The organism is Reyranella sp. (assembly GCF_965279465.1).
In the GTDB taxonomy this organism is placed as follows: Bacteria; Pseudomonadota; Alphaproteobacteria; order Reyranellales; family Reyranellaceae; genus Reyranella.
Genome location: NZ_OZ257242.1, coordinates 4,634,524 through 4,654,681, shown reverse-complemented (window position 1 = coordinate 4,654,681; position 20,158 = coordinate 4,634,524). Strand labels below are relative to the sequence as shown.

Sequence of the window (20,158 nt, the reverse complement as noted above, 5' to 3'; positions counted from 1 at the left end):
ATCAACCCATGATCCGTTCCCTCGCCTTCAACGTCTACTTCTACGTCCTCACCGTGCTGGCGGCATTGATCGGCATCGTGATGGTGCCGGTTCCGACGCCGGTGCTGCTGCGCGCCCTGCTGCATCGCTGGGCGCAGGCCGTGGTGTGGGGCATGCACCGGATCGGCGGCATGAAGGTCGAGGTCCGCGGGCGCGAGTTCCTCCCGAACAAGGGCCCGGTGCTGCTGGCCAACAAGCATCACGCCGAGGTCGATGGCGTCCTGCTCGCGGCCCTGATCCCCGGTATCGCCTTCGTCGCCATGCAGGAGCTGTTTCGCATTCCCGTGATCGGCACGATCCTCTACCGGCTGCAGATGATCCGCGTCGACACCTGCGGCGGCGGCAAGGAGCGCGAGAATCTCGCCCAGTTCGCCAAGCGCGCCTACGACAGCAGCCGCCATATCGCGATCTATCCCGAAGGCAACCTGATGGCCCCGGGCGAGCGCGAGCGCTATCGCTCCGGCATCTACTATCTGTCGCGCGACCTCGACCTGCCGGTGACCCCGGTGGCGACGTCCGTCGGCCTGCTGTGGAACCGTCGCGACTGGCACAAGAAGGCCGGCCGCGCCGCGATCGAATTCCTGCCGCCGATCGAGACCGGCCTCGACAAGCAGACCTTCATGCGCCGTCTCGAGGATACGATCGAGACGGCGAGCGACAGGTTGATCGCGGAGTTTTCCGGCCGCCCTTACACGCCGTCGCGGCTCGTGCTGCGCTCGCAGGGCCAGACTGGTATCGACAAGACCGGCGTCGGCGAGCTGCCTTCAGCGCCCCTCGCGCAGCGCCTTCACGAAGGCTGACAGGCCGAGCTGGCGCTCGCGCTTCAACCGCTCGGCGGTCAGGATCGACTTCAGCTCGGTCAGGCTGGTGGCGATGTCCCGGTTTACGATGACGTAATCGTACTCGGCGTAGTGGCTCATCTCGTCCGCCGACTTGGCCATGCGCCTGGCGACGATATCCGGCGAATCCTGGGCACGGGTGATCAGCCGGCGCTCGAGGTCGCGTGTCGAGGGCGGCAGGATGAAGACCGTCACCAGGTCGTCGCGGCCCTTCTCCTTGAGCTGCTGCGTGCCCTGCCAGTCGATGTCGAACAGCACGTCCCGGCCGCTCTTCAGCGCCGCTTCGACCGGAGCCCGGGGCGTGCCGTAGAAGTGGTCGAAGACGCGGGCGTGCTCGAGGAACTCGCTGCGCTGGATCATCCCGCTGAAGGTCGCGGTGTCGACGAAGCGATAGTCGACGCCATCCCTCTCGCTCGCCCGGCGTGCGCGCGTGGTGCACGAAACGCTGAGCTGAATCTGCTTGTCGTTGTCGAGCAGCTGCCGTGACAAAGTCGTCTTGCCCGCGCCCGAGGGCGACGACAGGACCAGCATCAGGCCGCGCCGATGGATCTCCGGCGTCGCCGCCTCATTCGACATTCTGGACCTGCTCCCGCATGCGTTCGATGGCGCCCTTCAGGTCGATGCCGATGCGCGTCAGCTCGATGTCGGCCGACTTCGAGCACAGCGTGTTGGCCTCGCGGTTGAACTCCTGGCAGAGGAAGTCGAACTTGCGGCCGACCGGATTGTCCGGCCGCGCCTCCTTCAGCAGGCTGCGCGCCTGGGCGATGTGGGCGGCCAGCCGATCCAGCTCCTCGCGCACGTCGGCCTTGCCGACCAGCAGCGCCACTTCCTGGGCGAAGCGCTCCTCCGACAAAGGCGGCGCCCGTTCCAGGAGGTCGGAAAGCTGGCTCTCGAACCTCGAGCGGATGACACCGGTCTGCGCCGCGGCACGCTCCGCGGCGCGCCGGCAGAGCCCCTCGATCTCGACGACATGGCCCGTGATCACGCCGGCCAGCGCCTTGCCCTCGCCTGCCCGCGACTCGGCCAGCCCGCGCAGCACCTCGTCGAGCGAGCGCATCAACGCCTTGTCGAGGGCGGCCACGACCTCCTCGCTCTCCTGGCTCTCGTCTTCCTCCTCGATGACGCCGCGCACGCGCAGCAGCCCGTCGGCTGCCGGCGCCGCGGCGCCGGTGCTCTTGCGTACTTCCTCGACCAATATGCCGAGTTCCGCGAGCAGCGCGCGGTTGATGCGCAGTGGCTTGGACTGGCGTTCGCTGCCGATCGTAAGCGAAAGCGCGACGTTGCCGCGCTTCAGCCTGGCACCGGCCGCCGTGCGGGCCGGATTCTCCAGGCGCTCGAAGCCCTGCGGCACCCGGCAGCGGACCTCCAGATTGCGCCCATTGACGCTGCGCGCCTCCCAAACCCAGCGCCGGCTTTCATCCGCTCCCTGCGCCCGGGCGTACCCCGTCATGCTGGCAATCAAACCGATCCACTCCACTGGCAGCGCTACGTCGAGCCGGTAATATTATCCCATGGCAAAAACTTTCGCGAGCATCGTCATCACCGGTGCCTCGAGCGGCATCGGCGAGGCCCTGGCGCTCGAATATGCCGCCCCCGGAATCGCCCTCGCCCTGAATGGCCGCGATGCAGCGCGCCTGCAAGCCGTCGCCGAGGCCTGCCGGGCAAAGGGCGCCACGGTCGATGCCGGGCAGATCGACGTCGTGGACAGGGAGGCGCTGGCGGCCTGGCTGACGCGGTTCGACGAGGCTCATCCGGTCGACCTGGTGATCGCCAATGCCGGCGTCTCGATCGACAAGGACAATTCCTCGATCGACGATTTCTCGATCATCCGTCAGACCATGGCAGTCAACGTCGACGGCGTGCTCAACACCGTCGAGCCGCTGGTCGGCCGCATGATCGCGCGCGGGCGCGGCCAGATCGCCGTGGTGTCGTCGCTGGCGGGCTTCATCGGCCTGCCCTACTCGGCCTCCTACAATGCCAGCAAGGCGGCCGTTCGTGTGTGGGGCGAGAGCCTGCGCTACGTGCTGAGGAAGAACGGCATCGGCGTCAGCGTGATCTGCCCCGGCTTCGTGGTCAGCCGCCTGACCGCCAGCGCACCCTTCCCGATGCCCTTCCTGATGTCCGCCGCGCGCGCCGCCGCAATCATCCGCAGAGGCCTTGCGCGCAATCAGGCACGGATCGCATTCCCGATCGGCACGAAGGCCGCGGTGTGGCTCGGCACCGTGCTGCCGGGCCGCTGGACGGCGAAACTGCTCGGAGCGTGATTCATGCTCTTCCGGACCGCGAGCGTCTCGCTCGCTCATGAGCTTGAGCGAGCGAGACGCTCGCGGTCCGGAAGAGCATGACTACCTGATCTGATGCGTCAGCCGGGCGGCCGCGCCACCCTTTTCGCGCCCGTACTTCAGGAGTGCATCGCGGCCACCGGCGGCGTAGGCGGCGACGGCGCCGAGCAGGCGCTTCAGCTCGTCGGGGCTGTTGCGGTCGAACTTGCAATGGGCGCCGCGCGTCAGCCTGGCGATCTGCGGAAACAGGCGCGAGGCGGTGCGATCGTTCCCCTCCTGGAATACGAAGACCGGCAGGCCGAGGAGCCCGAGCTGGCCCGCCTCGTGGCCGACCTGGTCGACATCCTCCTCGCAGCAGTCGCCGACGAACACGAGGGCGTCGATCCGACTCTCCCGGCGCTGCTCGCCGGCATAGCGCAACAGCCGGCCGATCTGGGTGCGGCCGGCCAGGCAGCGCACCGCGCCCATCAACCGGGCCAGCTCACGTCCGTCGGACGTCCAGCGGCTCACCTTGAATTCGTCGAAGCCCCGGTAGAAGCCGAGCCGGACGTCGAGCCCGCCCAAGGCGTCGGCGGCGACGAACATTTCACCCTGGATGCCGCAGGCATGGTCCCAAGTCGGCTCGCGGCTGGCCGTCGCATCCATCGCGAACAGCAGCCGGCCCCGCGTGCCGGAGGGCCGCGCCGGAAGGCGGCCGACCTGCTCGACGAAGGCATCGGCCGTCGTGGTGACCGCGCGTGTCATACCCGACGATATGGGCTGCTTTCTTTGCGGGCGCAATCGCGTCGGCTATAAGGCCGGCCGCATGGCCACCGCCCCTGGAAAACGCCGCTCGTCGCCGCTCGCCGATACACTCCTTATCGTCGTGTCTCTGCTGGTCAGCTTCGCCTTTGCAGAGGGAGTCGTCCGCGTGCTGAACGGGCAGCCGCTGTTCGCCTTCCCCCTGCCCGACCCGGTCGGCACAGCGAGCGTCAAGCCAGGCCAGCTCGAGAGCATCCCGCTGGCGCCGGGCGTCAACCCTGCCTGGTTCGAGAAGGATCCGCCGCCGCTGCCCAACCGCGGCACGCCGCCGGCGGAATGGCAGAAGACCTTCGACGAGATGAAACGGCATCCGATCAACAACGAATTCCAGCCGTTCGATGCCTTCAAGGCGTGGAACAGCGTGTTCGCCGGCGATCCCTGCAAGCACCGCTTCCTCAAGCTCGCGCCCGGCCAGCTCTATCTCTACGATCCGCCGGACGGCCAGCCGACGCCGCCCTATCGCTTCCCGCCGAACAGCACCTTCCCCGACAGGCTGGTGACCAACCAGATGGGCTGGCGCGGCCCGCCGATCGAGGTGCCGCGCGGACCGAAGACGATCCGCATCGTCTTCGTCGGCTCCTCGACGGTGATCGAAGGTCACTTCGTGCCGTATTCCTATCCGGAATTCGTCGGCTACTGGCTGAACCTCTGGGCCGAGGCGAAGAACCTCGACGTACGCTTCGAGGTGCTGAACTCGGCGCGCGAGAGCAACGTCTCGACCGATCTTGCAGCGATCGTGAAGACCGAGGTGCTGCCGCTCCATCCCGATCTCGTCGTCTATTACGAAGGCGGCAACCAGTTCCGACCCGAGTCGATCGTCGAGAAGGTGCCCGAAGGCAAGGCTGAACGGCCGCCCGGCAGCGGCGCGAGCGTCTCGCCGGAGTGGCTGCGTGCAGCATCGCGCTGGTCGGCGCTGCTCGGCCGCGTGCAGGCGGCGATCGGCTTGGCGGCCTCCGACATGGACGGCAGGGAATGGCCGAAGCCGGACTACAAGGTGGTGTGGCCTCCCGGGCTCGACGAGCAGAACCCCGACCTCGCCTATCCCAACCTGCCGGTCAGCCTGAATGTCATCCAGCGCGACCTCGATGCGATCCGCGCCGACCTGGCCACAATCGGCAGCGACTTCGCCCTGAGCTCCTTCGCCTGGATGGTGAAGGACGGCTTGGTGCTCGATCCGATCCGCCACCGTTATATCCTCGAGCAGCTCAACGTCTCGAACTATCCCTACCGCTATCGCGACCTCGAGCGGCTGGCCAAGTTCGAGAACCGGCTGTTCGCGAAGTACGCAGCGACACACGGCCTCACCTTCGTCGACATCGCGGGCCAGCTGCCGTTCGATCCCGACCTGTTCCTCGACGCCGTCCATACCAGCTATGCCGGCACGCGCATGCGCGGCTGGATCACGCTCAACGCGCTGATCCCGCTGATCGAGAAGCACCTCGCCGACAAGTCCTGGCCGCGGCCGATGCCGAACCCCGCGCCCGCGCTGCCGACGATCACCCCGCGCAAGGTTACGCTCGATTGCAAGTCGTCCTGAGCCGACACGAAGCGCCTGCATTGCCTCCCGCCATGGCCGCCGGCGCGATAACATTCGAATCAATCCATGCGGCCGATCCCGAGCTGAACTACGACATGCTTGCCATCGCGCAGCCGGTGCCGGCTCCGCCCTCGACAGCAGCAGTGCCCTGGCGTCGTCGCCCAGCGATGCCGCGGCAACGCCCGCGCGACAACGGCGAGTTCGGTGATCAGGTCAATCGCCTGCCGTTGCATCAAGCTGCTCGCTGGCCTCTCGCCTCTTCGAATGGTCTTCGGCCAACATCAGGTAGACCGCCGGCACCACGAACAGCGTGAACAGCGTGCCAATCGACAGGCCGCTCGCGATCACCAGGCCCATGCTGAAGCGGGACAGCGCGCCCGCGCCGGTAGCGACGATCAGCGGGACGACGCCCAGCACCATGGCGGCAGTGGTCATCAGGATGGGTCGCAGCCGGATCGCCGCAGCCTGCGTGATGGCTTCACGCCTTGATTTGCCGGCCATCTGCAGCTCGTTGGCGACCTCGACGATGAGGATGCCGTGCTTGCTGATCAGGCCCATCAGCGTGACCAGCCCGACCTGGGTGTAGATGTTGAGCGTGGCACCGGGCCAGGCCACTGTGCTGAGCCCCATCAGGAAGACAAGGGCGCCCGCGATCGACATCGGCACCGAGAACAGGATGATCAGCGGGTCGCGGAAGCTCTCGAACAGCGCCGCCAGCGACAGGTAAATGATGATCAGCGCGAACGCGAAGGTGACGATGAAGCCGCCGCTCTCCTGGATGTACTGGCGCGAGGCGCCGCCATAGTCGATCGAGTAGCCCTGCGGCAGCGTCCGCGCCGCCAGCTCCTGCAGGGTCTGCAGCGCCTCGGCTTGCGACGCGCCGGGGAAGGCCACGCCCTGGATGGTGGCGCTGTTGAGCTGCTGGAAGTGGTTCAGCGACTGCGGGATCGCCTTGGTGACGATTCTGGCCACTGTCGACAGGGGCACCGACGAGCCGTCGGCGGCGCGGATGTGGTAGTCGAGGATCTGGTCGACATTCTGCCTGGAACTCTGCTGGACCTGCGGAATGACCTTGTAGGACCGGCCGTCGAGGGCGAAGTAGTTGACGTAGCCGCCGCCCAGCATCGAGCCCAGCGCAGCGCCGATGTCGCTCATCTTCAGGCCGAGCTGCGCGGCCTTCTCGCGGTCGATCACCACCGTGGCCTGCGGCGAATCGATCTTGAGATCGGTGTTGAGGAAGATGAAGCGGCCCGTCGCCAGCGCCTCGCGCAGGAAGGTCTGCGCCACCTCGTTCAAGGGCTCGAACGAGCCGGTCGTGCTGATCACGAACTGAATGGGCAGGCCCTGGCTGCCCGGCAGCGGCGGCGGCTGGAAGGCGACGACCTGGGCGCCGGCGATACCCGCCAGCTCGCCCTGAATGAGCGGCGCCAGCTGGTTGGAGGTCTTGCTGCGCGCGTCCCACGGCTTCAGCACGTAACCCGCGATCGACTGGCCGGGCACGTCGAGCTGGAACACGTGGTCGACCTCGGGATGGCCGGCGCCGATCAGGTACATCTGACGGGCATAGAGCTGGCGCTGGTCGATGGTCGAGTTCGGAGCGGACGTCGCGAGCGCGATGATGACGCCCTGGTCTTCCTGCGGCGCCAGCTCGCTGCTGGTGGCGTTGTAGAGGAAGTAGATGCTGCCCAGCACCAGCACGGCGAAAGTGGCCGTGACCGGCAGGTTGTCGAGGCTGCCGCCGAGCCACCGCTCGTAGCCGCGGCGCAGGCGGTCGAACACGCGGTCGATGCCGCGGATCAGGCGCGCCTCCCAACCCCGATCGCTCGCGGAATGCGGTTTCAGCATGCGCGAGCACATCATAGGCGACAGCGTGAGGGCCACGATCGCCGAGACCGTGACAGCACCCACCAGGGTGAAGGCGAACTCGGTGAAGAGCGCGCCGGTCAGGCCGCGCTGGAAGCCGATCGGGACGTATACCGCGACCAGCACGACCGTCATGGCGATGATCGGCCCTGCCAGCTCGCGCGCGGCCTGGATCGCGGCCGGGAAGGGCTTCAGCCCCTCCTCGAGATGGCGGTTCACGTTCTCGACCACGATGATGGCGTCGTCGACCACCAGGCCGATCGCCAGCACCAGCGCCAGGAGCGTGAGCAGGTTTATCGAGAAGCCGAAGGCCGCCATCATCGCGAAGGTGCCGACCAGGGACAGCGGAATGGCGATGACGGGGATCAGCACCGAACGCACCGAGCCCAGGAAGGCGAACACGACCAGGGTCACGATCACCAGCGCCTCGACCAGGGTGTGGATCACCTCGTCGATCGAGCTGTTCACGAACTCGGTGGAGTCGTAGATGATCCGGCCATTCAGCCCCTGCGGCAGCTGTGCCTGGATCGCCGGGAAGACGTCGCGCACGCCCTGGATGACATCGAGCAGGTTGGCGGCTGGTGCCACCTGGATGCCGATATACACCGCCTTCTGGCCGTCGAAGCTCACCTCGGATTCATAATCGTCCGAGCCGAGCGTGACATTGGCGACGTCGCTCAGGCGCACGATCGCGCCGTCCTGCTGCTTCAGCACGAGGTTGCGGAACTCTCCGAGCGAGGTCAGCGCCGTCGAGGCCTTGAGGGTGACCTGGACCATCTGGCCCTTGGTCGTGCCTAGTCCCGCGATGTAGTCGTTGGCGGTCAGCGCCTGAGCCACGTCGGCTGCGGAGAGGCCGTAGGCAGCGAGCTTCTGCGGATCGAGCCAGGCGCGCAGAGCGAAGTTCTTGGCGCCCAGGAGCTCGGCCGTCTGCACGCCTTCGACGGCCTGCAGCCTCGGCTGCACGACCCGCACCAGGTAGTCGGTGATCTGGTTGGGCGCCAGCTCCTTGCTGCTGAAGCCGATATACATGGCATCGATGGTCTGGCCGACCTTGACCGTCAGCACCGGCTGCTGCGTGCCGGTCGGCAGGCGGTTCAGCACCGAGCTCACCTTGGTGTTGATCTCGGTCAGCGCCTTGCTCGAATCGTAGTTCAGCCGCAGGTTGACCGTGATGGTGCTGACGCCGCTTTGGCTGGTCGAGGTCATGTAGTCGATGCCGTTGGCCTGGGCGATCGCCTGCTCCAGCGGCGTGGTAATGAAACCCGCGATGACGTCGGGATCGGCGCCGTAGTAGGTCGTCGTCACGGTGACCACGGCATTCTCGGTGCGCGGATACTGCAGCACCGGCAGCGCGCCGATGGCGCGGAGCCCAACGACCAGGATCAGCAGGCTGACGACCGACGCCAGCACCGGGCGGCGGATGAAAAGGTCGGTGAACTTCATGGCGAGATATCCTCGAAAATCATCCCTCCCGGGGGAGGCAGGATCGGCCGTTTCATCGCATCACTGATCGACGATCTTCGGCGCCGGGTCGTTGGTCGGCACGACACGGTTGTCGACGACGATCGGCACGCCGTTGCGCAGCTTGATCTGGCCGGCGGTGACGACCGTGTCGCCCTCGGCGACGCCCTTCAGGATGGCGACCTGGTCGCCGCGCGTGGCACCCGTGGTCACGAAGACCTGCCGCGCGACAAGCTGCTGCTTGCCGTCGGGACCCTGGCCCTTGCCGTCGACCAGATAGACCAGCGAGCCGTAGGGATTGTAGCTCACCGCCGTCTGCGGCAACGTGACCAGCCGCTCGGCCGCGCCGGTCTCGAGCTGCACCGTGGCGAACATGCCGGGCAGCAGCTTCTGGTCGACGTTCGCCAGCGTGGCGCGCACCTGGACGTTGCGGCTCGCCGTCTCGATCTTGGGATTGATGGCGGTGATCTTGCCCGTGAACACGCGATCGGGGAAGGCATCGACCTTCGTCTCGACCTTGCTGCCGACGGCGAGCTGCGCCACCGTCTGCTGCGGCAGCAGGAAGTCGACGAAGATCGGATCGAGCGACTGCAGGGTGGCGATCACCGCGCCGGCAGCGAGGTACTGGCCGAGATCGACCTGGCGCAGGCCGAGCTTGCCGGCGAAGGGCGCGCGCAGCACCTTCTTCTCGACGATCGCCTTCTGCTGGGCGACCTGCGCCTTGGCGTTGCGCAGGTTGGCTTCGTCGTTGTCGACCACGGCCTGGCTGATCGCCTGTGCCTTGAGCTGCCTGACGTCGCGGTCGTACGTGATCTGGGCAAGCTGCGCCGTCGCCTCGAGCGACTGCAGCTTGGCGACCTCGTCGTCGGCGCGCAGGCGCAGCAGGATCTGCCCCGCCTGCACCTCGTCGCCCGACCGGAACCGGATCTCCTCGACCACACCCGGCACCTCGAGCGACAGGTCGGCGCCGCGCACGGCGCGCAGGCTGCCGACGGCGTCGATCGATGGCTGCCAGTCGCTGGCCGCCGCCTTGGCGGCCGAGACCGTCTGGGGCGTGTTGGCCATGCCGGCCATCGCTTCCTTGATCTTGCCGTTGACGAAGACCTTGAAGCCGAACAGGCCACCCAGGACCACACCGACCAGTACCAGCATAAGGAGCATTCGCTTGATCATTGCGTGCCTCTCAAAGAGCGCGATGTCAGTGGCCTGCGCGGGGGAGCTTGATGTCCTGGACGGGCGGCAAGGCGAAGTAGCCGGGCTTGCCCATGGATTTCGGGTCGACGTCGCCGCGGTTCCACCAGCCGCCGCCCAGCGCCTGGAACAGTGCCGCGGTGTCGGAGTAGCGCGTGGCCTGCGCCTTCAGGCGGTTGATGACCGCCGTCTGGTAGGTCTGCTGGGCGTTGAGCAACGTCAGATAGTTCACGGCGCCGAGCTGGTACTGCTGCTCGGAGAGCCTGAGGCTCGCGGCCGCCGTCTGCTCGGCCTGGACCTGGGTACGAAGCGCATCGGCGTCGGTCTGCAAGGCACGCAACGCGTTGGCGACGTCCTGGAAAGCCGACAGCACGGTGCCTTTGTACTGGGCGGCCGCGCGTTCGTAGGCCGCGATCGCGGCCTTGCGCTGATGGTCCAGCCTGGCGCCGTCGAGCAGCGTCTGGGCGATGCCGAGCCCAATGCTCCACACACCCGAGCCCGGCACGATCAGCGAGCTGATGCCGGCCGAGGTGAAGCCCAGCGCGCCGGTGATGGTGAACTGCGGCATCTGATTGGCCACGGCGGCTCCGATGTCGGCGCTGGCAGAGTGCAGCTGCGCCTCGGCGGCGCGTACGTCCGGCCGCTGCTCGACCAATTGCGAGGGCAGGCTGACCGGCAGTTCCTGCGGCAGCGTGAGCTTGCTGAGGTCGAAACTCTCGCCGCGATCCTGGTCGGGCGGGCGGCCAACGAGGCGCATCAGCTGGTTGCGCTGCTGGGCAAATTGCTTCTCCAGGGGCGGCAGCGTCGCCTGAGTCTGGGTGAGCGTCGCTTCCTGCGCCAGCACGTCCGCGCGCGATGCGCCGCCCAGATCGAACTGACGGCGGACCACGGTGAGCGAGTTCTGGAGGATGCGGATTATGTCGTGCGTGGCGTCGATCTGGGCCTGCAGCGAGGCGAGATTGATCGCCGCGACCACGACGTTGGAGGTGAGCGAGAGGTACGTCGCCTCGAGCTGGAAGCGCTGGACCTCGGCCAGTGCCTCCTTCGATTCGACCTGGCGGCGCACGCCGCCGAACACGTCCGGCGAGAAGGAGACGTTGAGCGAGGCTGAAGTGACACCGTAAATGACGCCCGCACCCGTCTGGCCTTGCGCAGCCGGCGAGGCGAGTTGCTGCTGGCCGGAACCGTTGGCGCTGAATGTCGGAAACAGCGAGCCCTGCTGAGCGTAGAAGTTCTCGCGCGCCTGGCGCAGGGCAGCCTGCGCCGCGTCGATGTCAGGGTTGGCGTGCAGCGCTTCCTTGACCAGGGTATCGAGCTGCGGCGAATGGAAGAGCGTCCACCAGTCGCCGGGAATGTCCCTGGCCGGCACGAAGGCCTGCGCCGTGCCGCCGGGTCCGCCGGCCGCGCTGGTCTGCAACGCCAGAGCCTCGGGCGTGTACGCGGTGGATGTGGGCTTGGCGGGGCTCTCGAAGTCGGGACCGGAGCTGCAACCGGCGAGAAGAGCGGCCACGAAGGCGACGGAAAAAGGCGAACGAATACGCATCCTGGATCCCGGCGAACCCTATTTGGCGGAGATGGCGAGAGCGGCGCGGCAGACGGCCTCGGTATGCTCGCGGACCACGAGCTTCATCAGCCGGACGCTCTCGGCGTCGAGACCGTTGCCGGCCAGCACGGGTCGCTTATGGTTGTTGCAGAAGATGACGACCTGACCGATCAGCGCCAGCGTGCGAACGGTCATCTCCGCCTCTGCGGTCGGCTTGCCGTGGATGCGGCTCAGCAGGCCGAGGCAGGGATTGAAGATCTGCCGCATGCCGTTCTCATGGAGGATGTCGAGGCCGGGCGTCTCCTCGACCTCGGCGCGCGCGAAGATGAGTCGCCGGCTCTCGACCTGCGCGCCGCTCGTCACCAGGCCGACGAAGGTCTCGAGCATCTCGCAGAGCAGCGAGGCAAGCTCCTCGCGCGGCGTGTCGGCGGCATCGAGCGCGGCACGCACGCGCGGCGCCACTGAGGCCATCTCCCGTTCCGTGTTGGCGACGATGTCCTCGATGATCGCCCGGTAGAGCCCTTCCTTGTTGCCGAAATAGTACTGGATGGCCGGCAGCTTCACACCAGCGCCCTCCGCGATCTGGCGGGTGCTTGCACCCTCGTATCCTTGAGTCGCGAACAGATTGAGCGCGGTTTCGAGGATGCGCCGGCGGGTGTCCTCGCCGCGGACTTGGACGGTCTGGCGACTCCGGACAGGAGGTGGGGTGTCGATCATGGGGTTTCGGGTCACTCGTCAAATTTCCACTATATCGTTCGATATAGTATGTCAATCGATAGATATAGTTCTGCATGACGCATGTTCCTGGACCACCCACGGAAGGGCGAGTTCCACGCGTCCTGCCGCATCTTCGGCGGTGCCCTCGCGCAGGCAGGTGACCGTCGCCGTGATGCTGCTCCCCATGGTCACGCCGTCGTCGAGCAGGTGAGCCGCAAGCGCCTCGTCCGTGGCCGCCAGCTCGGCGATGCGCAGCCGCAGGCGGGTCAGCGGCTGGAGCAGACGTGGCGATCGCCAGCAGGAAGTTGACGCGGATGGGTGTCCCGATTGGGACCGCCAGACTCTTTGACCCTCACGGGGGCTGTAGAATATGGTTGCGGCCGCGCTGCTGCGCCAAAAGAGATGACCGGAAACGCCGCCACCCCCTCGAAGCTGCTGCTGCTGCAGGTCTTTCTGCCGTTCGCCTTCGCCTATTTCCTTTCCTACATCTTCCGCGGCGTCAACGCGGTCATCTTCCCATACCTCGAGCGTGACATCGGGATCACCGCGGCAGATCTCGGGCTGCTGACCTCGGCCTTCTTTCTGTTCTTCGCCCTCATCCAGCCGCTGCAGGGCGTGGCACTCGACCGCTACGGACCGCGCAAGGTGCAGACCGTGCTGCTGATCGTGGCGGCGCTCGGCTCGGCGCTCTTTGGCTTCTGCACCTCGCTTCCCGAGCTGATCGTGGCGCGGGTGCTGATCGGCATCGGCTTCGCCGGCGGGCTGATGGCGGCGATCAAGGTCTTCACCCTGTGGTATCCGCCGCGGCAATGGGGGCTGGTCACCGGCTTCCACATGATGGCGGGCGGCGCGGGCTCGATGGCGGCGACCTGGCCGGTCCAGTGGTCGCTGTCGATGATGAGCTGGCAGGGCCTGTTCTTCTGGCTGGCTGGGATCTGCCTCGCCACGGCCGCGCTGCTGTTCGCCGTCGTGCCAGAAAGGCCCGCGACCGGCCGCGTGGGCAGCCTGCGTGAGCAGTTCCGCGTCACCGGCATCGTCCTGACCGACGGCTTCTACTGGCGCATCCAGCCGCTGCTCGCGGTCCAGCAGCTCGCCTTCATCGGCTGCATCAGCCTGTGGATCGGACCGTGGCTGCGCGATGTCGGAGGCCTCGCCGACACCGGCCTGCGCGCCGACATCCAGCTCTATGCCACAGCTGCCACGGCCCTTGGCTTTGGCGCAAGCGGGGTCATCTCCGGCTGGTGCCGGCGCATCGGCGTCAGCGATTTCACCTGCGCCGGCATCACCAGCCTGCTGTTCGCGCTTGTCTGCGGTTGGCTCGCCTTCCTGCCGACCCGCGATCCGGTGATCCCATGGATGCTGTTCGGCTTCCTCGGCGCCTGCCCGATCCAGTACATGCCGGTGATGGTCTCGTCTTTCCCGCCCGCCTATGCCGGCCGGGTCAGCACCAGCAGCAACCTCGTCGTCTTCCTCGTGATCTTCGCCGGCCAGTGGGCGATGGGCGAAGTCGTCGACCTGTGGCCCAGGACGGCAATCGGCTATGCGCCGGACGGATACACCTGGGCCTTCGGTTCGCTGTTCATACTGCAGCTTGCTGGTCTGGCGTGGCTTCTGCTGTCTCGGGGGCGGCCGATGGCGGCGCCGTATCTGGCGGCGGCAGATTGAGCGCCGCCACGAGGTCGCGCACCTCCTGGCGGGCGGCGACGTGGCTCATGGTGAGCGAGGGACCGGCGCCGCCGCGTTTCAGGTCGAGCAAGGTCAGGCCGTTCAGGAACAGCTCCTTGTAGATCACGCGCTCGCTGAGGCCGGCCGCGACGCGGAAGCCGATCCGTTTGGCCAGGGCCTCGATGACGCTCGCCATGTCACGCTTGTTGCGTGCGGCGAGCGACGACAGGCGATTGCGCATCACGATCCAGTCGACAGGTCGCGCGCCCTGCATGGAACGGATCTGGCGCTGCTTCCACACCGCCTCGGCATAGATCGAGGGCCGCACGATCTTGAGCGTGTCAGGATCGACACGCGCCAGCAGATCGAGATCGATAAAACTATCGTTGAGCGGTGTCAGCAGCGTGTCGGCCCAGGTGTGTGCCAGCCGGGAAAGATGCGTGTCGCTGCCCGGCGTGTCGATCACGACGAAGTCGGCGCCGAGGACCGCCGGTTCGAGCGCGGTCTCGAAGCGCGCCTTCTCGTCGGCTGGATCGCCCGAAGCCATCACGGGGGCATGCATCGGCATCGGCAGGTCGAAGCCCTTGCGCCTGGCGTAGGCCGAACGGTTCTCGATGTAGCGGGTGAGCGTGCCCTGACGGGCGTCGAGATCGATCGTGGCGACCGTGGCGCCATCGGTCAGCAATGACACAATGATATGCATCGCCGTGGTCGACTTGCCCGAGCCGCCCTTCTCGTTGCCAATGACGAGCACATGGGCGCGCCCCGGCTCGCGCCTGCTCTGCGCCTGCACGACGCTCGGATTGACCGCGGGCTGGAAGTCAGTGCTCATCGGCGCGCGCTGTTCGAATGACGTTCATGCTCTACAGGACCGCAAGCGTCCCGCTCGCTCAAGCTCATCAGCGAGCGGGACGCTCGCGGTCCGGAAGACGATGACAAGACCGCTCGTGGACGGGTCATAGCTTCCTGATCCAGACGGCGGTGTCGTGGAACACCGCGCCGCCGTTGGGCCAACCCGGCTCGGCGGAGGTCACGGCATTGATGCCGATGCCGGTCTCGAAGTTGCGGTTCGGCCAGATGCCCTCGACGATCACCACGCCGCGCTGCTGACCGCTCTTCGGCCTGGCCTTGACGATGGTCTTGCCGCGCTCGTTGCCGACCTCGACCCTGTCGCCCTCGGCGATACCCATTGCGGCGCAATCCTCCGGATTCATCAGTGCGGTCGGCCGGACCTCGCGCTTCTGCGACGACGGCGTCTCGGTGAAGGTCGAGTTCAGGAAGGTGCGCGCCGGCGCCGCGACCAGCCGGAACGGCTTCTCTTCCGTCGCATTGTCGATCACGTCGAAATGGTCGGGCAGCACCGGCATTTCCTTGCCGCGCGGGCCGTAGGCTGCCCAGTCGGGCTTGAAGCGGAACTTCTTGTCCGGCCAGGCGAAGCCGTCGAGGAAGTGCGAGGTCTCGAAGCCGAGATGGAAATCCTGGCCGCCCTTGCGCCAGTTGGTCTCGGCGTCCCACATGCCCGAGACCTTGAGCGCCTCGTCCATGATCTCCCACGGCGTCATGTCGAAGCCGCGATGTGTCGCGCCGAGGCGCCTGGCCAGCTCCGAGATCACGTAGTGGTTCTCGCGACACTCGCCCGGCGGCTCGATCACCGCCTTGGTCACCTGGAAGTAGGTGTGGCCGCTCGCGGTGTAGAAGTCGTCGTGCTCGAGGAACATGGTCGCCGGAAGCACGATGTCGGCATAAGCCGCCGTCTCGGTCAGGAACTGCTCGTGCACGCAGGTGAAGAGGTCCTCGCGCCTGAAGCCGGCATGGACCTTCTCCAGCTCCGGGCAGACCATCGCCGGGTTGGTGTTCTGGATCAGCATGCCGGTGACCGGCGGGCCGTTCTTCAGCGCCGCGGCATCGCCGGTCAGGATCTGCCCGAGGCGCGACTGGTCGAGCTCGCGGATCGACGGGTCGATCATGTCCTGGCCCTCGATCAGTTTCTTGCTGATCGGGTACATGCCGGTATGGCCGTACAGCGCGCCGCCGCCCTTGGCCTTCCACGCACCGGTCACCGCCGGCAGGCAGGTGACGGCATGCATGTTGTGCGCACCGTTGCGGCTGCGGCTGAAGCCGTGGTGGCAGCGGATGAAGGCGGCCTTGGCCTGGCCGTACAGCCGCGCGAAGGAGACGATCTCCTCGACCGACAGACCGGTGATCTTCGACGCCCATTCGGGTGTGCGCGTGGCGACGTGCGCAGCGAGCTCGTCCGGTGCGTCGGTGTATTTGCGGAGGTAGTCCCAGTCGGCATAGCCCTCCTTGAACAGGACATGCATGACGCCGACCGCGAGCGCGCCGTCGGTGCCGGGCCGCACCGCGAGATGGACGTCGGCCTGCTCCGCCGTGCCGGTGCGATAGGGATCGACCACCACGAGCTTGGCGCCACGCTTCTTGGCCTTCATGGCGTGGGTCATGACATTGACCTGGGTGTTCACGGGATTGCCGCCCCAGATCACCACCAGGTCCGAATGCTCGTCGACCTCGCGCACATCGGCACCGCGCTTGGCGCCGACGCCGGCGATCCAGCCGGTGTCGGACAGCGTCACGCAGATCGTGCCCATGAAGCGCGAATATTTCATCGCATTGCGCAGGCGGTTGATGCCGTCGCGCTGCACCAGGCCCATCGTGCCGGCATAGTAATAAGGCCAGATCGTCTCGCTGCCGTGCTGGCGGGCCTTCGCGATGAACTGCTCGGCCACGATGTCGAGTGCGTCGCTCCACGAAATCTCGGCGAACTGGCGCGAGCCCTTGGGACCGGTCCGGCGCATCGGCTTCATCAACCGGTCGGGGTGGTGGATGCGCTCGGCATAGCGCGCGACCTTCTCGCAGATCACGCCGGCGGTGTAGCCGTTGCGCATCGAGCCGCGGACGCGGCCGATGCGGGTCGGGCTCAGCCGTTCGACTTCCAGCGCACAGGTGCTGGTGCAGTCGTGCGGACAGACCGAGGGTACGGTGGTGATACCGGACTCCTGGTGCTTGGCCTGCGCACCCCCTTTGTCCGAATGGGGCACATAGGCATGGTCGTCGGGGGACATATGGACGCTCCGCGAGAAGTGCCGCAGCATACCGGCCAGCAGCCCATGGGAACACCCCACATCCGCCGCGCCTCTGAGGATGATTCAGGCGCCATTGCAGCCCTCGCGCCCGGCCTCGTCCCGTCCGCGACGGACGATCACCACGCGACTTTCGTGATCGACGGCGCAACCGGCCCCGTGGCGGTGCTCGATCTCCTGCAGGGCGAGCGGCATCTCGAGCTCCTGCATCTCGTGGCCCCTGACCTCGCACATGCGCGAACGATGAGCGACTTTGCAGAAGTCGCGGCGCGCAGCCTCGGCGCTCGCGAAATCCGTCTCCGCCCCGGCGCGATGAGCGACGATCAGTCGAGAGCGTTGGGCTTCCGCAACGGGATCAAGCGCGTGGCGCCCGACGGCGTGCCGCTGTGGCGCGACGGCACGGCACCCTTCTCGCAATCGCTCTATTACCGCGGCTCCTGGGCGGCACTTGCACTTCTGACCGGATTGGGCAGCGTCTCGCTCGCTGTGTTCAGCGGCAGCGGCATCACGCTCGCGCACATCGTCATCCCCGCCCTGCTCTGCGTCGTGGGAACGCTGTTCGCGCTATGGCAGATCCTGCTCGTGGTGATGGCCGCCGCCCGGCGCAGCACGCGGTCGCTCTTCGGCCTGTCGGCTGCAATCGCCGCTGCCGCCGCGGTGCTGATCGGCTCCCTGCTCTACGGCCGCGCCGTGCCGGCGCTGACCGAGCTGTGGAACATCCAGAGTGGCGATGCCAGGCTCGGGGATCTCGCCGTGACCGTCAGCCCCGACGGCCGAACCCTGTACGTCTCGGGCCCCTATGGCATTCGCAGCGAGGAGAAGGTGCGAAGGGCGCTGGAGCAGCACAAGTCGCTCCGCGAGGTCGTGCTCGAGGGGCCGGGCGGACGCGCCTCGGCGGGCTTCGAGATCTTCCGCATGATCCGCAGCGCCAAGCTCGCAACCCGGGTCGACACCGCCTGCGCCTCGGCCTGCACCCTCGCCTTCCTGGGCGGCGTCGAGCGCACCATCTCGCCCAGCGGACGATTGGGCTTCCATAGTGCGAGCTTTCCCGGCATGGACGACGACGACATGCACGAGAGCAATCGCGGCATCCGCAACTTCCTGGTCTACAGTGCCCGGCTGACGCCCGAGTTCGCCCGCCGGGTAATCGACACGCCGGCCGCGTCGATCTGGGTGCCGACGCGCGAGGAACTGCTGGCCGGCAAGGTGATCACCCGATGATCCCGCGCGGCCTGCCCTACGACGAGGCGATGCGAAAGTTCCGCTGGAACGTGCCGGAGCGCTTCAACATCGGCCGCGCGGTGTGCGAGCGGCACGAACCCAACACGCTGGCGATGATCGAGGAGAACGCCGACGGCGGCGTGCGCCACTGGACCTTCGGCCAGCTCCTCGCCGCCAGCTCCCGCCTCGCCAACGCCCTCGCTGCCCGCGGCATCACCAAAGGCGAAAGGGTCGCGGTGTTCCTGAGCCAGAGCGCCGAGCTCACGATCTGCCACCTCGCCGGCTACCGCATGGGTGCGGTCGTGCTGCCGCTGTTCACCCTGTTCGGCGAGGAAGCGGTCGAGTACCGCATGAACAATGCCGAGGCCTCGGCGATCATCACCGACATCACGCAGCTGCCGAAGGTGCTGGCGGTGCGGGAACGGCTGCCGCAGCTGAAGACGATCGTCGTCATCGGCGCCGGCAAGGACGGCACCCATTTCCTCGACTGGGACACGCTGCTGGGCGTGGCGTCCGACAGCTTCACGACACTCGACACCCACGCCGAGGACCCGGCACTGCTGATCTACACCTCGGGCACGACCGGCCAGCCGAAGGGCGCGCTGCATGCCCATCGCATGATGCTGGGTTCGGTGCCGCCGGTCGAGCAGTGGCTGAGCCACTGGCCGCGCGGCAACGAGATCATGTGGACGCCGGCCGAATGGGCCTGGATCGCCGGCTTGTATGACGCGCTGTTCCCGGCGTGGTTCTACGGCACGCCGGTGCTGGCCCATCGCTTCGCCAAGTTCGATCCCGAGCGGGCCTTCGCCATGCTCGCCAAGCATCGGGTCGGGGTCAGCTTCATCCCGCCGACCGCGCTCAAGATGATGCGTCAGGTGAACAAGCCGCGCGAGCGCTGGGCCTACGATATCCGCGCCATCTCGACCGGCGGCGAAGCGATGGGCGAGGAGCTGCTGGCCTGGGGCCGCGACACCTTCGGCACGACGATCTCCGAAGGCTACGGCCAGACCGAGATGAACCTGATGCTGCTGAACTCGCCCGACTGGTTCGAGGTCCGGCCCGGCTCGTGCGGCCGCGCCTGCCCCGGCCGCAAGGTCGCGATCGTCGACAGTCAGGGCAACCTCCTGCCGCCCGGCGAGGAAGGCCAGATCGCCGGCTGGCGGCACGACCCGATCGTCATGCTCGAGTACTGGCGCAATCCCGAAGCCACCGCGAAGAAGTTCGCCGGCGACTGGCTGCTGACCGGCGACCTCGGCCGGATCGACGAGGACGGCTACGTTTTCTTCAAGAGCCGCGACGACGATGTCATCACCTCGGGCGGTTACCGGATCGGGCCCGGGGAGATCGAGGAGTGCCTGATGAAGCACCCGGCGGTCGCCATGGTCGGGGTGGTCGGCGTGCCCGACAAGGTGCGCACCGAGATCGTGAAGGCCTTCGTCCAGCTGCGGCCCGAGGTGGCGCCCAGCGACGGATTGAAGGCCGACTTGGCGGCCTACGTGAAGACACGCCTCGCCGCTCACGAATATCCACGTGAAGTAGAATTCGTGACCGAGTTGCCGCTCACCACGACCGGCAAGATCTTGCGCCGCGAGCTGCGCCGGTTGGATTCAGAACGCAAATCGAGTGCATGAATCATGCAGTGATGGGGGATGCCACGATCAGGACGAGGCTTGGGCGCCATCCGCACGCGCACAGGCACCTCGCGCCGACCTCCGGTCATCACGACGAAGCCCGAGATATTCCTCTGGACCAAACCCGCCACCGACATTGTCGAAGACGCCGCGCAAAGCGACACGGTTGGTGTCGCCCACCATCGGCTCAACCACAGTTCCTCCCGCTTGCGCGCAGCACGCATGGGAACCTCGTATCGAAACATGCCGGCGACTTGCCCTTGCCAGAGT

Annotated in this window: 15 protein-coding genes; 6 read left to right on the top strand and 9 right to left on the bottom strand. The window is 67.0% G+C overall.

Annotation, left to right across the window (positions count from 1 at the left end):
* The first annotated feature begins 8 nt into the window (after positions 1-8).
* Positions 9-839, top strand: a complete 831-nt coding sequence (locus ACQY8M_RS22610; protein WP_428659999.1) for a lysophospholipid acyltransferase family protein — start codon at positions 9-11, stop codon at positions 837-839.
* On the opposite strand, the gene gmk is transcribed toward ACQY8M_RS22610, so the two are convergent.
* Complete coding sequence (gene gmk, locus ACQY8M_RS22605) at positions 804-1,454, bottom strand: guanylate kinase (RefSeq protein ID WP_428659996.1); 651 nt, start codon at positions 1,452-1,454, stop codon at positions 804-806. The two genes, ACQY8M_RS22610 and gmk, sit on opposite strands and share 36 nt — an antisense overlap.
* Positions 1,444-2,328 carry a YicC/YloC family endoribonuclease gene (locus tag ACQY8M_RS22600; protein WP_428659993.1) on the bottom strand — a complete coding sequence of 295 codons (885 nt, stop codon included), beginning with the start codon at positions 2,326-2,328 and terminating at the stop codon, positions 1,444-1,446. The genes gmk and ACQY8M_RS22600 overlap by 11 nt, the downstream gene beginning before the upstream one ends.
* Before the next feature lie 61 nt (positions 2,329-2,389).
* On the opposite strand from ACQY8M_RS22600, the gene ACQY8M_RS22595 reads away from it, so the two are divergent.
* A complete protein-coding gene (locus ACQY8M_RS22595; protein WP_428659991.1) occupies positions 2,390-3,142 on the top strand; it encodes an SDR family NAD(P)-dependent oxidoreductase in 753 nt (250 codons plus the stop codon).
* 81 nt (positions 3,143-3,223) lie between these two features.
* Here ACQY8M_RS22595 and ACQY8M_RS22590 read toward each other — a convergent pair whose 3' ends face one another.
* A complete protein-coding gene (locus ACQY8M_RS22590) occupies positions 3,224-3,904 on the bottom strand; it encodes a VWA domain-containing protein (RefSeq protein WP_428659988.1) in 681 nt (226 codons plus the stop codon).
* 61 nt (positions 3,905-3,965) lie between these two features.
* On the opposite strand from ACQY8M_RS22590, the gene ACQY8M_RS22585 reads away from it, so the two are divergent.
* Positions 3,966-5,498 (top strand): hypothetical protein, encoded by a 1,533-nt coding sequence (locus ACQY8M_RS22585; protein ID WP_428659985.1) that lies wholly within the window; start codon positions 3,966-3,968, stop codon positions 5,496-5,498.
* A gap of 213 nt (positions 5,499-5,711) precedes the next feature.
* Here the strand turns inward: ACQY8M_RS22585 and ACQY8M_RS22580 are convergent, their stop codons facing one another.
* Genes ACQY8M_RS22580 through ACQY8M_RS22565 form a run of 4 tightly spaced genes read right to left on the bottom strand, consistent with a single transcriptional unit; the run spans position 5,712 to position 12,273 of the window.
* Positions 5,712-8,804 carry an efflux RND transporter permease subunit gene (locus ACQY8M_RS22580; RefSeq protein ID WP_428659982.1) on the bottom strand — a complete coding sequence of 1,031 codons (3,093 nt, stop codon included), beginning with the start codon at positions 8,802-8,804 and terminating at the stop codon, positions 5,712-5,714.
* A gap of 60 nt (positions 8,805-8,864) precedes the next feature.
* Positions 8,865-9,995 (bottom strand): efflux RND transporter periplasmic adaptor subunit, encoded by a 1,131-nt coding sequence (locus tag ACQY8M_RS22575; protein ID WP_428659979.1) that lies wholly within the window; start codon positions 9,993-9,995, stop codon positions 8,865-8,867.
* A 25-nt stretch (positions 9,996-10,020) separates the two neighbouring features.
* Positions 10,021-11,556 (bottom strand): efflux transporter outer membrane subunit, encoded by a 1,536-nt coding sequence (locus tag ACQY8M_RS22570; protein WP_428659977.1) that lies wholly within the window; start codon positions 11,554-11,556, stop codon positions 10,021-10,023.
* Between the two features lie 18 nt (positions 11,557-11,574).
* On the bottom strand, positions 11,575-12,273 hold the full coding sequence (locus ACQY8M_RS22565; RefSeq protein WP_428659974.1) for a TetR/AcrR family transcriptional regulator: 699 nt from the start codon (positions 12,271-12,273) through the stop codon (positions 11,575-11,577).
* A gap of 402 nt (positions 12,274-12,675) precedes the next feature.
* Between ACQY8M_RS22565 and ACQY8M_RS22560 the strand changes: the two genes are divergently transcribed.
* On the top strand, positions 12,676-13,938 hold the full coding sequence (locus ACQY8M_RS22560; protein ID WP_428659971.1) for an MFS transporter: 1,263 nt from the start codon (positions 12,676-12,678) through the stop codon (positions 13,936-13,938).
* On the opposite strand, the gene ACQY8M_RS22555 is transcribed toward ACQY8M_RS22560, so the two are convergent.
* Together ACQY8M_RS22555 and ACQY8M_RS22550 are read right to left on the bottom strand one after the other, a co-directional pair.
* Positions 13,853-14,770 carry a division plane positioning ATPase MipZ gene (locus ACQY8M_RS22555; protein ID WP_428659968.1) on the bottom strand — a complete coding sequence of 306 codons (918 nt, stop codon included), beginning with the start codon at positions 14,768-14,770 and terminating at the stop codon, positions 13,853-13,855. The two genes, ACQY8M_RS22560 and ACQY8M_RS22555, sit on opposite strands and share 86 nt — an antisense overlap.
* 124 nt (positions 14,771-14,894) lie before the next feature.
* The gene (locus ACQY8M_RS22550) at positions 14,895-17,018 is read right to left on the bottom strand and encodes a molybdopterin-containing oxidoreductase family protein (protein WP_428659966.1); all 2,124 of its coding nucleotides are present in this window, start codon (positions 17,016-17,018) and stop codon (positions 14,895-14,897) included.
* On the opposite strand from ACQY8M_RS22550, the gene ACQY8M_RS22545 reads away from it, so the two are divergent.
* Positions 17,019-18,257 carry a hypothetical protein gene (locus ACQY8M_RS22545; protein WP_428659963.1) on the top strand — a complete coding sequence of 413 codons (1,239 nt, stop codon included), beginning with the start codon at positions 17,019-17,021 and terminating at the stop codon, positions 18,255-18,257. It begins immediately after the preceding gene.
* The gene (locus tag ACQY8M_RS22540) at positions 18,254-19,888 is read left to right on the top strand and encodes an AMP-binding protein (protein ID WP_428659960.1); all 1,635 of its coding nucleotides are present in this window, start codon (positions 18,254-18,256) and stop codon (positions 19,886-19,888) included. Before ACQY8M_RS22545 ends, ACQY8M_RS22540 begins: the two co-directional genes overlap by 4 nt.
* Positions 19,889-20,158: the final 270 nt, after the last annotated feature.